The organism is Staphylococcus sp. 510 (genome assembly GCF_057219715.1).
In genome coordinates this window covers 117444-129653 of the sequence record NZ_JBXVVK010000007.1, presented here as the reverse complement: position 1 = coordinate 129653, position 12210 = coordinate 117444, and the positions used below count along the sequence as shown (strand labels likewise).

General features: G+C 32.0%; 13 protein-coding genes and 1 pseudogene. 1 reads left to right on the top strand and 13 read right to left on the bottom strand.

The genetic code is table 11. From position 1 onward, the window contains the following. Positions 1-27: 27 nt before the first annotated feature. From lacG to AC2D8K_RS07210, 8 genes and pseudogenes are all read right to left on the bottom strand, one after another. Positions 28-1440, bottom strand: a pseudogene (gene lacG / locus AC2D8K_RS07245) (6-phospho-beta-galactosidase). Positions 1441-1458: 18 nt separating this feature from the next. Next, the gene (locus AC2D8K_RS07240) at positions 1459-3180 is read right to left on the bottom strand and encodes a lactose-specific PTS transporter subunit EIIC (protein WP_100066966.1); all 1722 of its coding nucleotides are present in this window, start codon (positions 3178-3180) and stop codon (positions 1459-1461) included. 5 nt (positions 3181-3185) lie between these two features. Beyond that, the gene (locus AC2D8K_RS07235) at positions 3186-3497 is read right to left on the bottom strand and encodes a PTS lactose/cellobiose transporter subunit IIA (RefSeq protein ID WP_002450492.1); all 312 of its coding nucleotides are present in this window, start codon (positions 3495-3497) and stop codon (positions 3186-3188) included. Positions 3498-3528: 31 nt separating this feature from the next. Continuing rightward, on the bottom strand, positions 3529-4500 hold the full coding sequence (gene lacD, locus AC2D8K_RS07230; RefSeq protein ID WP_484698337.1) for a tagatose-bisphosphate aldolase: 972 nt from the start codon (positions 4498-4500) through the stop codon (positions 3529-3531). 3 nt (positions 4501-4503) lie between these two features. Further along, a complete protein-coding gene (gene lacC / locus AC2D8K_RS07225; protein ID WP_002450494.1) occupies positions 4504-5436 on the bottom strand; it encodes a tagatose-6-phosphate kinase in 933 nt (310 codons plus the stop codon). 12 nt (positions 5437-5448) lie between these two features. Further along, positions 5449-5964, bottom strand: coding sequence for a galactose-6-phosphate isomerase subunit LacB (gene lacB / locus AC2D8K_RS07220; protein WP_002450495.1), 516 nt, complete (start codon positions 5962-5964; stop codon positions 5449-5451). Between the two features lie 17 nt (positions 5965-5981). Further along, on the bottom strand, positions 5982-6410 hold the full coding sequence (gene lacA / locus AC2D8K_RS07215) for a galactose-6-phosphate isomerase subunit LacA (RefSeq protein ID WP_002450496.1): 429 nt from the start codon (positions 6408-6410) through the stop codon (positions 5982-5984). Positions 6411-6685: 275 nt separating this feature from the next. Then, the gene (locus tag AC2D8K_RS07210) at positions 6686-7441 is read right to left on the bottom strand and encodes a DeoR/GlpR family DNA-binding transcription regulator (protein ID WP_002450497.1); all 756 of its coding nucleotides are present in this window, start codon (positions 7439-7441) and stop codon (positions 6686-6688) included. 262 nt (positions 7442-7703) lie between these two features. Here AC2D8K_RS07210 and AC2D8K_RS07205 point away from each other — a divergent pair, with 262 nt between their 5' ends. Continuing rightward, a complete protein-coding gene (locus AC2D8K_RS07205) occupies positions 7704-8432 on the top strand; it encodes an NAD-dependent protein deacylase (protein WP_002450498.1) in 729 nt (242 codons plus the stop codon). Positions 8433-8487: 55 nt separating this feature from the next. Here the strand turns inward: AC2D8K_RS07205 and AC2D8K_RS07200 are convergent, their stop codons facing one another. The 5 genes from AC2D8K_RS07200 to truA all read right to left on the bottom strand — a co-directional run bounded on the left by AC2D8K_RS07200 (position 8488) and on the right by truA (position 12208). Then, positions 8488-9207, bottom strand: a complete 720-nt coding sequence (locus tag AC2D8K_RS07200) for a MerR family transcriptional regulator (RefSeq protein WP_002450499.1) — start codon at positions 9205-9207, stop codon at positions 8488-8490. After that, positions 9186-10100 (bottom strand): DUF2268 domain-containing putative Zn-dependent protease, encoded by a 915-nt coding sequence (locus tag AC2D8K_RS07195; RefSeq protein WP_002450500.1) that lies wholly within the window; start codon positions 10098-10100, stop codon positions 9186-9188. Before AC2D8K_RS07195 ends, AC2D8K_RS07200 begins: the two co-directional genes overlap by 22 nt. Before the next feature lie 185 nt (positions 10101-10285). Further along, positions 10286-10678 (bottom strand): 30S ribosomal protein S9, encoded by a 393-nt coding sequence (rpsI, locus tag AC2D8K_RS07190; protein ID WP_002450501.1) that lies wholly within the window; start codon positions 10676-10678, stop codon positions 10286-10288. Between the two features lie 19 nt (positions 10679-10697). Then, positions 10698-11135, bottom strand: a complete 438-nt coding sequence (gene rplM, locus AC2D8K_RS07185; protein WP_002450502.1) for a 50S ribosomal protein L13 — start codon at positions 11133-11135, stop codon at positions 10698-10700. 269 nt (positions 11136-11404) lie between these two features. Beyond that, entirely contained in the window at positions 11405-12208 is an 804-nt protein-coding gene (truA, locus tag AC2D8K_RS07180; protein WP_002450503.1) for a tRNA pseudouridine(38-40) synthase TruA, read from the bottom strand. Between the last annotated feature and the right edge of the window lie 2 nt (positions 12209-12210).

Sequence of the window (12210 nt, the reverse complement as noted above, 5' to 3'; positions counted from 1 at the left end):
AAGATGACACACCTTGTAAAAAATACTTTATTTGATTTCTCTTGTTTCAGCTAATTGTTTGTACCAATAAGCACTTTTCTTTGGATAACGTTCTTGTGTATCAAAATCTACATAGAATAATCCATATCGTTTTTCATAACCATTTGACCATGAGAACACATCCATTAATGACCATAAGAAATAACCCTTAACATTAGCACCATCTGCAATTGCATCTGATATAACATTTAAATGTTGTTTAATATAATCAATACGTGCATCATCATGAACTGTTTTTTCAGATTCTATAAATTCATCTTTATAACCTAAACCATTTTCAGTGATATAGATTTTATGATAATTAGGATAGTCTTTGACAACACGCATAATTTGGTCATATAAACCTTGTGGGTAAATCATCCAATCCCAATCTGTTCTTGGAACATCGACATCAAACTCTCTTTGTCCGACACCTTTTAATTGATATTTTGATCCGCCTTTATCACCAGTTGAGTTATGCGTAATTAGACATTCTCCATCGTAAGCTTTCATCCAATCACTCATATAGTAGTTAATACCTAGGAAGTCATTTAAATCTTTAGCTGCATCTAAAATTTGGTAATCTTCATCTGTGATATCTAACTTGCCACCATTCACAGAAAGTATATGTTGAACACCTTCCATTGTTTCTCTTGAATATTTACCTAAATATGTTGCATCTAAAATAAATTTATTATGAATGATATCTTCTAATTCTGCTGCTTTAACATCTTCTGGATTATTAGGATCTAAAGGATATTTAGTAGGTAATGCATGTACAACGCCAATTTCACCGTTATATCCACCATCTTTAAATAGCTTTACTGCTTTGGCATGTGCCACCATCATATTGTGATGAGATTGAAATACTTTTCCAAAGTCATATGTTATACCTGGAGGAAACTTACCAACTAAGTATTGACCATCACCAATAGGACCAATTTCATTAAATGTTGTCCAGTATTTTACTTCAGGGAATTCTTTAAAACAGAATTCTGCATAATCTACAAAATAGTCAATCGTTTTACGATTTAAAAAGTCACCATCTTTATGAAGTACTTCAGGTGTATCGAAGTGATGTAACGTTACAAATGGTTCTACATGGCGTTTATGACATTCGGCAAATAGTTTATGGTATTATTCAACGCCTTTAGGATTTACGTCACCATATCCATTTGGAAAAATTCTAGACCAGGCGATAGATATACGAATACCATTCACACCAAACTTTTCACTTAATTCTAAATCTACTGGATAACGATGATGAAAATCACTTGCAGGTTCTGCAGTATACCAGTAATTTTCTTCTAAATAAGTATCCCATGCGACACGTCCTTTACCATCCGTTTGAGTTGCTCCTTCAGCTTGATATGCGGCAGTCGCTCCACCAAAAATAAAATCTTCAGGTAATTTTTTAGTCATTATGAAAAACGCTCCTATCTAATCTTCAAATTGTTTTTGTACAAATGCTAGTGCTGCTTGTCCATCACGCGTTAAATTAATATACTCAACACCTTGAGTTTTAACTAACTTGATACCTAATTTGTCAGTGTCTTGTTTGATATCTTCATAGTTTGAAGCCACTTGAGGGGCTAAAATAATCAACTGATAATCTTTCATAATATCCATATGTGCACCGTAGCCACCAGCTGCAGCTTTGACAGGAACATTAAATTCTTCAGCTGCTTTATTTAATGCATTGGCTAATAATCCACTTGTTCCTCCACCTGCACATAGAACTAATACATTTGTTTGTTGTTTAATGTTGTTTGCTAAGTCTGTTGTAGCTTCAGTACCTTTGTTTGAATGTGATGCTAAAATAGCATCTGCTTTTTTAGTATCAAAGTTAGCTGCAACTTTATCTTGTAACTCACTATTACTTTCCTTAATGCCGGCTTCTTCTTCTAGAATTTCATTATCATAAACTTTTAAGAACGGATAATAGATAATGATATCAACGACGATTAATACTACTGCAAGCACGAATGATAACAGTGCAAATTGCGTACCCATGACAATACCTAATGGTGCAGGTGTAGTCCATGGTAAGTTAACTGAGAAACTATTCATTCCTAAAACATCAACGAAGAATTTAAAGATCCATACGTTTACAATTGGTGTTAATACAAAAGGTATAAAGAATACTGGGTTTAAAACTAATGGCGCACCAAACAAGATCGGCTCATTTACACCAAAGAATGTTGGTACAACAGATGCTCTACCAATAGCTCTGTTACGTTTAGATTTAGCTACCCACATAAACATAAATGGAACAACTAATGTAGCACCTGTACCACCCATTGTTACGATAAACATTTGTGTACCAGATGTAATTACATTATTAGCATGTTCGCCTGCTTGAATTAACTTAAAGTTAGCTTCAATATTTGCATATGTAATAGCAGCAATTGCAGGTTCTACGATAGAAGGACCGTGGATACCTACAAACCAGAATAATGCAAAGGCACCAAAGATAATTGTGATTCCAATCCAACCATTAGCTGCTGTAAATAACGGTTCAAATACTTTAAGTACCGCTTCTGCTACATTCGTTTTAATAGTTGCTCTAATTGTTAAATCAATACCATATAATATTAAAATAACTGCTGAAAATGGAAAAATATCTTTGAATACTTGTGAAATATTCGGTGGTACTTCTTTAGGCATTTTGATAGTAATGTCACGTTTAATAAAGAAGTTATAAACAATCACAGTGATAAATGCTGAAATAAAGGCTGTTAATAATCCTTTAGTTCCTAAAAACGCATTTAAAAATCCACCTTCTTTAGCAGGATCGGCTGCTAAGAATAAGAAACCACAGATTGACGCAAGCATAGTTGAAATAAAGTTGATTTGGTTTGTACTTTCTAGCTTACGGTTATACGAATCTGTAAGTGATTTAGCTGTCGTACCAGCTACAAGTAATGCTACAAGTCCCATTGTATAGTTATATGGTTTCATCAAGATGCCTTCCATCTCTTTATCCCATTTGAATCCAAATACATTAGGTACAAAAGCGATTAGTAAGAATAAACTTGAGAATAAGATGACAGGCATTGCTGAAATAAACCCATCACGAATAGCTCTTAAATAAATGTTTCTTGATAACTTTTCAAAAAATGGTTTACCCTTCTCAATCTGGGCAATTAACTTTTTCATCAAGGTCTTCACCCTCTTTTATATAATTCTATTAAATGTGACATGACATCTTTTAATAAAATCGTAGTCATTAAATGGTCTTGACCATGCATCATTGTCACACTATATGCGATATCTTCTCCTTGAGCTTCTTTAGCTAAAAGACTAGTTTGTGCTTTATGCGCATCTGCAATAAGGCTTTTGCCTTCTTCAATTAAAGCTTCAGCTTTGTCGAAATCTTTATTTTGTGCGGCTGTTAATGCTTCTAAAAACTTAGAACGTGCATCTCCCGCAAATGCCACAATTTCAAATCCAATTAATTGTACTTCTTCTCTATTCATGAGCGCTATACTCCCCTCAAATCAATGTCATTTATTTCCAAGATGTTGCTGTTTTAGTAAGTACTTTGTTAAGATCATCGATATTTTTAAATCCAGTTGTACGTAACCACTCACGAGCTGCTGCTTCACCTTGTTCAATATATACTTGAACAGCACCTGCCCATGTAGCACGTCCACAAAGTACACCATTAAATTTGGCACCTGCTTCATGTGCAAATTTTAATGTTTCTTGGAATAATTCGGCAGATACACCAGCACTTAAATAAATGTATGGTAAATTTGTTGCAGCCTCTTGATCTCTGAAATGTTGTGCCGCTTCTTCTTTAGTATAAACAACCTCTCCATCTGCAAAGCCTTCAACATATTTCATATTTACAGGTACCTCTACTTTTAATACATCAACGTTGAAACGAGGTTCAGAGAATAATTTCATAGCTTCATTCACTTTTCTAGGTTTCACTTTTGCAAATTCAACACTACCGTTATCTGCAATATTGTCATCATATGATAGAACTTCTAAGAAGAATGGAATATCTTCTGCAACACATTCTGAACCGATTCTTTCGATATAAGCTTGCTTTTGAATATTGATTTGTTCTTCATCATCAACGTCATAATATAATAAGAATTTAACTGCGTCTGCGTCTTGTTCTTTTAGTCGTTTTGCTGACCATTCAACTAAACAATCTGGTAAGCGGCCTTTAGCATTTACGTCGTAACCAGTTTTTTCATAAGCTAATAATAAACCACACTTTTTATTTCTTGCTTCTGTTGCAGGTAAGCCATATTCTGGGTCAAGTAAGATAGATGAAGCATATTGAGTTAATTCTTCTGCTACTAAAACTTTTAATTGTTCAATTTGTTCAACTGTCGGCTCACCAGTTTGATATTTAGCCATCATACGTTTTAAAGCACCACGTTGGTCAAATGCAAGTGCTGAAATAACACCTTGTTCATTACTTAATTGTGAAATTGCTGCCGTTTTATTTTGAGTTTTTACCATTATTTACACCTCTAATAATTCAATTTGATGATACAAATCATCATAATTATTTAAATTGACATATCCAGTACGTGATTCTTGAGCATTCAACATACCTAATGTATTCGCCTTTTTAAGTAGTTGCTCATCACTCTCACGATTTAACAATGCAGAAGCGATACCAGCTACTGTAGAGTCACCTGAACCAACTGGGTTTAATACTTCGATAGATGGAATATTAACTTTATAGAATTGATTATGATGCTTAGCAAACATACCTTTAGCACCTAATGACACAATAACCCATTCAATATCATTGAAAATGGGATTGTTAAGTGCTTTCTTAAGTCCTTCTATACTTTCATCCACTGGTTGATTTAAAAGTTGATATAGTTCATCTATATTAGGTTTTATGACTGTTGGTTTGAATGACGAGTGTATAGATGTCATTAATGTGTCACCAGAACTATCTAGTATGACTGGTAATTGATGTTCATGACATTTCTCAATAATCTTTGAATAATAATCCTGATTTAATCCTTTTGGTAAGCTACCTGATATGGCTACAACATCTATTTTTTTAATTAATGTATCAACGTGTTTTAAAAAATTAGCCCCTTCTTCTTTACTAATCGTAGGACCTTGTTCTAAAATTTCTGTTTGCTTTCCTTGATGTAGTACTGCAATACAATTTCTCGTTGGCTCATTAATTTTGAAAAATGAATGTTTAATTTGTGAATCGTCTAATTGATTTTCAATAAAATCTCCTAATGGACCACCTAGTAATCCACTAGCAGTAACTGGCTCACCTACTTGACTTAATACACGTGTCACATTAAGACCTTTACCACCTGCTGTTTTATCAATATTTGATACTCGATTAACTGTATCGAGATGAAAAGCTTCAATTGCATATGAAATATCTACTGATGGATTTAATGTTAGTGTTAATATCATATGCGTCATCCTTTAATCGTGATATTCGCCTTTGTCCCATTTTTCTAAAAATTCATCGAAGAAATGAGGATCAGCTTGATCTGCATTATGCGTTTCTAAATGTTTAATTTTTGCAATTAACTTTTCATTTTTTTCTGTTGGTTTATATTTAGCATCGATAAATGCTTCGATAATATCGCACATTAAAAGTTCACCAATGATTTTCCCACCAAAACCAATGACATTTGCATTGAGTTCTTCTTTAGCGTATAGTGCTGATGTCATATCACGTACAAGTGCTGCTCTAACGCCTGGGACTTTATTTACTGCATTGTTTATCCCTACACCTGTTCCGCAAATACAAATACCTAAATCTGCATTTCCACTAGTGACTTGTTCTCCTACTTTTTTTCCGAAGATTGGATAATGTGTTCTTGTAAAATCATAAGTCCCAACGTCAATGACTTCATGACCTTTTGATTTTAAGAATTGTGAAACTTCCATTTTTGTATCAGTTACTATATGATCGCAACCTAAAGCTATCTTCATTTTTTATCCTCCTTTAATTAGCACATTTTATTAAGCATATCTACACGTATTTGATGACGTCCGCCATCATAGTGACCATTAACGAATCCTTTAACTACATTTTTAGCTAAAGTATCCCCTACAATTTCTGAACCCATAGTGATCATTTTTGAATTGTTGTGACCTCTTGTCATATAAGCAGATCTTTCATCCGATACTTCTGCAGCAATCATGCCTTTAATTTTTGTAGCAGTCATAAAGCTACCTACACCAAAAGCATCGATTGCAATTCCTAAATTGTCATCGTTCTTTTGTACTTCTTTCGCTATGGCAAGTGTAGAATCAACGAAATCTAATTCTTTACCTTCTGTTACGTCTAAAACATCGAAATTCTTTTCAACTAGGTATGTTTTAATTAAATCTTTTAAACGTTTACCATCAACATCTGATCCAATAATGATTGTCATAAAAAATCTCCTTTTTGATTTATTAATTAAAAGCGACTTTCAAAAATTAGAGAAAAGGCTTTCAAATCTTCATGTTTAAATTATAAACGTAATCAAACATTAATTCAACATAATATGTTGCTATTTTGTTTGAATTCATAGTTTATTAAAACATTTATAATTAAATTGTGTGATTATCACACATTAATGTTTGGGAAATTGATTAAAACTGTTGAATTTATGAACAAAATAAAAACCTTGAATCGATTGATTCAAGGTTTTTGTTAATTTTAATATTATTCTACGACTTCAATATATGATTTTATTTGATCTAACTTTTCATTATCCGTTACATCCATAACGACTGCTGTCAAGTCATCTAAATGACAAAAAGATGTGAAATCTTCTTTTCCAACTTTCGAATGGTCGATGAGCAAATACTTCTCAATAGAATGTTCTAATGCAAGTTGTTGTGTATATGCTTCATCCATTGAAGAAGTCATGACAACACCATTTTTAACACCATTGCTACTAAAGAACATTTTACTAAAACGTAGTTTTTCAAGTATCGTATTGGCCATTTCACCTACAAATGCTTCGGTCAAATGTCTCATTTCCCCGCCTAATAAGTAGACACGGAAATTAGTGGTTTGTTTTTCTAATAGTATTTTGTATACAGGTAAACAATTCGTAATGACTGTAAGTGAATGATGATTAATCTCTTCTGCTAAAATTTCTACAGTAGTTCCAGGTCCTAAAAATAAAGTATCACCATCTTCAATTAATGAAATTGCTTTTTTAGCTATATACCTTTTTTCTTCCATTTGATGTGTGTGTTTTTCTTTATGTGACATCTCTTTATACTGAAAAGTAGAGTTACTTCGTGCACCACCATGTATTTTCGTCAATATACCTTGGTTTTCAAGTTCTACTAGATCTCTTCTTACAGTCATATCGGAAACATTTAATCCATCTACTATTTCATTGGTTCTCACAGTTCCTTTTTTATTTACTAATTTAGCAATCGCATCTAAACGGTCGTGCTTATTCACTTTATTTTGCCTCCTTAATTAGGCTCTACAATATATTATTGATTGTAATATAATGATATTTAAACATAAATATTACTCACTATGTCTCTACTAATGTTTAACATGCTAGTTTTATGTAAATTCCATCTTATATTGACCCTTTATTAAATTACAGGCGTCTTCAATATCAATAGCTTTATTATTATAATATCATTGTAAAGTGTTTTTGTGATTGAGATAAAGTTAAAGTATAGATAAATTTTTATGAAAATGGGGTGTCTTTTTGAAGAATAAAATTGAATCTTTAAAAAATATACTAAATCAATCTAGTAACATTGTATTTTTTACAGGTGCAGGTGTTTCGGTAGCAAGCGGTGTACCTGACTTTCGCTCTATGGGAGGATTATTTGATGAAATATCTAAAGAAGGTTATTCTCCAGAATATTTATTAAGTCGCGATTATTTACAAGATGATCCAGAAGGTTTTATTAATTTTTGTCATAAAAGATTAATGTACATAGATAAGGCTCCAAATACTGTTCATCAATGGATCGCCCAATTAGAAGATGAGGAAAAATCTTTAGGTGTCATTACACAGAATATCGATGGATTCCATTCGGATGCAGGTAGCAAGCACGTAGATGAGTTGCATGGGTCACTTAACACCTTTTATTGCAATCAATGTCATCAACAATATTCTAAAAAAGACGTCATTGAAAGACAATTAAAGCAATGCGATATCTGCGGCGCAACTATTCGACCTGACATCGTATTATACGGGGAAATGTTGGATCAAAATGTTATAATGCGTGCAATACAGAAAATTGAAAATGCAGACACATTAGTTGTACTAGGCTCTTCTTTAGTGGTGCAACCTGCTGCTGGTCTCATATCCAATTTCAAAGGTGACAATTTAATTATTATCAATAAAGATAATACCCCTTATGACTCTTATGCTTCTTTAGTCATTAATGATGACATGATAGATGTTGTTTCAGAATTAAATAAATAACACAAAAAAAGCACTTCTCGATATTTCGAGAAGTGCTTGATTTACTCTAAACTCATTATGATAAATGATAGTTAATTGCTTGAGAAATATATTCTGTAATATATGGATTTTTGTATCGTTTAAAATAATTATTAAACCTTTCATCATTTTGATATGTATCTGCTATTAAACAAAGCATTTGATTATCAAAAATTCCAATTTGGTTCATAAAATCTTTCCACTCATATACGACATCATACGCATTTCTAGCATTCACTTTATGTAAAGACAGATTATTAAATTTTTGAAAGATTTCTTCAAACTTTTTCATTTTTTCTTCATTAAATAGAGTTTCACCATTAGATATAATGAATTCTTTATAAGTATCTGTATGTCCATATTTTAATTTTGCTTCTTCTCGATATTGCTCTAAAGGTATACTATTTAATTCTTCAATTTCAGTAATTGGAACATCTTTAATATACTTTTCAACTGCACTCTTTGTATTTTCTAAACTTTCTATTTTTCTCTTTAAAATTTCTTTCTGATTTTGTAATATTAATTTCAATTCACTATCATTTTTATTGATAAATTTACTTATATCTTTAATACTCATATCCATGTTTTTTAATAACATTATTTTTTGTAACTTTACTAAATCTTTCTGAGAATATATACGATGATTGCTTTCATTCTTTTTAACTTTTAGTAATGCAATTTCATCATAATAATGTAGTGTTCTTTTGGTTACCCCTGTTATTTTCATAATGTCTTTTAAACTATATTGGTATTCCAAAATGCTTCCACCTCATTTAAAATTTCATTTGCTGACATTATTGTTGCTTTTTCAATACTAGATTTTGTTTTTTCTAAATAATATTTTATTAAGTAATACCCACATGTATAACCAGCAGCGTATGGTATCCCCTTAGATTTGCCACCATATGATTTTGAAATTTCATCACCATATAAATAAGGGATTGATTCAAAAATATTATTAATAGTTAAATTATTCTTTATAAGATTTTTGATTAATTTTTGGTTCTTATTCCAGTCTGTTGATGTTACCCATGGACCTATATAATCTGTACCATATAATGATTCCACAAAATTTTCTGCTAAACCTTCAGCTACAATTAATTCTGCTAATGAACCACCATCCCAATCAACATATTGATATCTAATATTATGATTAATTTCATGAGCAATTGCACTTTTAACTCTACTTAATGTATAATTATTAGGTACTAACGATAAAATAATGTACCCTGGTATGCCCCCATCCCCAACATAATTTTGATTCAAGAACATAGTGGGTTTATTTTCATCACCTAATAAAGCTGTAAATATATATTCTTTTATTTTAGGTTGAACATCAGACATTTCAAATCGATTTATTGCACGCTTTATTGAATGTTCACAATCATTCCAAAAATGGTTATCCATTTCTTTTATCTTGTCTATGTCATTTAATTTAATCTCACTAGGAATAATATGCGATTGTCCTAAATATGAAAATATATCAAAATTATTACTGCTCTCTTTATCAAAAGGTATCTGCTGTATTTGAAACTTCATTTCAAACTCTCTAAGTACTTTCTCTTTAAAATATTTGTTTCGTTTATCTTTTTCCATACTAACAAGTTGTCTGTATACTTCATCAGATCTAATTAATTTTATATTGTACATATGATTTTTACCTCCTTACAACTAACATAAGGGATAACGTAACGTTACTTTCAAGAAATATTTATAATTAATATTAACTTTAAATAACACAAAAAAGCACTTCTCGATGTTTCGAGAAGTGCTTTTTGCTCTATTAAGTGTAAACCAATTGGTTTGCGAACAAGTTCGCAACAATCTTGGCAATATTAACGTTTTGAGAATTGAGGTGAACGACGAGCTTTTTTAAGACCTGGTTTTTTACGTTCTTTCATACGTGGGTCACGTGTTAATAATCCAGCGCGTTTTAAAGAACCTCTGTATTCAGGATCTGCTTCTAATAATGCACGAGCGATTCCGTGACGGATAGCTTGTGCTTGTCCTGTGAATCCACCACCGTGAACGTTAACTAAAACGTCATAGTTACCTTTAGTTTCAGTAACATCGAATGGTTGGTTTAAGTCTAAGATTAATGATTCAAATGGTAAGTAGTCACGTACGTCACGGTTGTTAACTTTGATGTTACCTTCACCTGGTACTAAACGTACACGTGCTACTGAGTTTTTACGACGGCCTGTGCCTTTATATTCAACTTGTGCCAATGTAATTTCCTCCTTCTAATTAACCACGTAACTCGTAGTTTTCTGGTTGTTGTGCAGCGTGTGGATGTTCAGCGCCACCATATACAAATAATTTTTTACCTTGTTTTTCGCCTAAACGACTACTTGGTAGCATACCTTTAATTGAAGTTTCAAGTAAACGTTCTGGGTTAGTTCTTCTTAATTCACCAGCAGAAATTGATTTTAAACCACCTGGGTGATTTGAGTGACGGTAATACATTTTGTCTTGTTCTTTATTACCAGTGAATTGAATTTTTGAAGCGTTGATAATGATTACATAATCACCTGTATCAACGTGTGGTGTATAAGTTACTTTATTTTTACCGCGTAAGATAGATGCTACTTCTGATGATAAACGACCTAATGTTTGGCCTTCAGCATCGATAACATACCATTTGCGCTCAATGTTTGATTCATTTGCCATAAATGTTTGACGCATAATAATTGTCCTCCTAAAAATAAATGCTTCGTTTTAGACTCTAGACAAACTTGATTAACAATCGTTACTTCCGTAATGTCTATATTCTATTTGGTTTGATTTAAAAATTGTTACGATTTAAAGCGTAGATTTCATTTATTTTGTTAACTGTTGTTCTATTTTGCTTATATATCTTGTAACACAATAAGATTCCGGGGCTTATCGTGGGGTGGATATAAAACAATACCGTTAATAATCTTATAATTTCATAGGCCTTTTGTCAATGCAATTCAATCATTTTGTAATGATTTTTTATAATGTATTTTAATTTGGTCTCCAAAGTCTTTAATTAGTGCTTTATCTGATAAATACACTTTTTCTAAATATAGCCCTTCGGATGGTGCTGTAAAAGGTATTTTATTCCTATTTTTCTCTTCTAGTAATTGGGGGATTTCTTCTGGACTTCTTTTACCTTTTCCTACTTCTATTAAAAAGGCAACTAGTACACGAACCATATTATATAAAAAGCCTGATCCGGTAACGATATAATCAAAGCCTTCATCAGTTTTAACTATTTCACTTTGGTATAAGGTCCTCACCTTACTCTCTACTTCTGTTTTTTGTGAACAGAATCCAGTAAAGTCGTGGGTACCTATAAATAGTTTTGCAGCTTCATTCATCTGATTTAAATCTAATGAATCTGCTATATACGTTTTCAATCCACTTTGAAATGGATCGCGATGCTTAGCTTGATAAACTTTATATCGATACCGTTTTCCTACACAATCATATCTACAATGAAAATCTTCATCGACTTGTTTAACAGATTTAACATATATATCATCTGGTAAGGCACTATTCATTGCATATTGCCATTTGCTATTTTCAATTTGTAATTCTGTATCAAAATGAAAATATTGTTGGTACGCGTGTACACCTCTATCAGTACGACTAGAAGGATGTATACTTATGTGCCGTTTATGCATTCTTTTTAGTATTTTTTCAAATTGTTGTTGTACAGTTCTACCTTGTTGTTGAATTTGAAATCCTAAAAATTGGTTACCTTGATATTCAATTTCTACTAAAATACGCAATC

Coding starts and splice junctions, on each gene's coding strand:
- AC2D8K_RS07235 (WP_002450492.1), bottom strand. CDS start 3,497: ATGAATAGAGAAGAAGTACAATTAATTGGATTTGAAATTGTGGCATTT.
- lacD (WP_484698337.1), bottom strand. CDS start 4,500: ATGGTAAAAACTCAAAATAAAACGGCAGCAATTTCACAATTAAGTAAT.
- lacC (WP_002450494.1), bottom strand. CDS start 5,436: ATGATATTAACACTAACATTAAATCCATCAGTAGATATTTCATATGCA.
- lacB (WP_002450495.1), bottom strand. CDS start 5,964: ATGAAGATAGCTTTAGGTTGCGATCATATAGTAACTGATACAAAAATG.
- lacA (WP_002450496.1), bottom strand. CDS start 6,410: ATGACAATCATTATTGGATCAGATGTTGATGGTAAACGTTTAAAAGAT.
- AC2D8K_RS07195 (WP_002450500.1), bottom strand. CDS start 10,100: ATGTACAATATAAAATTAATTAGATCTGATGAAGTATACAGACAACTT.
- rplM (WP_002450502.1), bottom strand. CDS start 11,135: ATGCGTCAAACATTTATGGCAAATGAATCAAACATTGAGCGCAAATGG.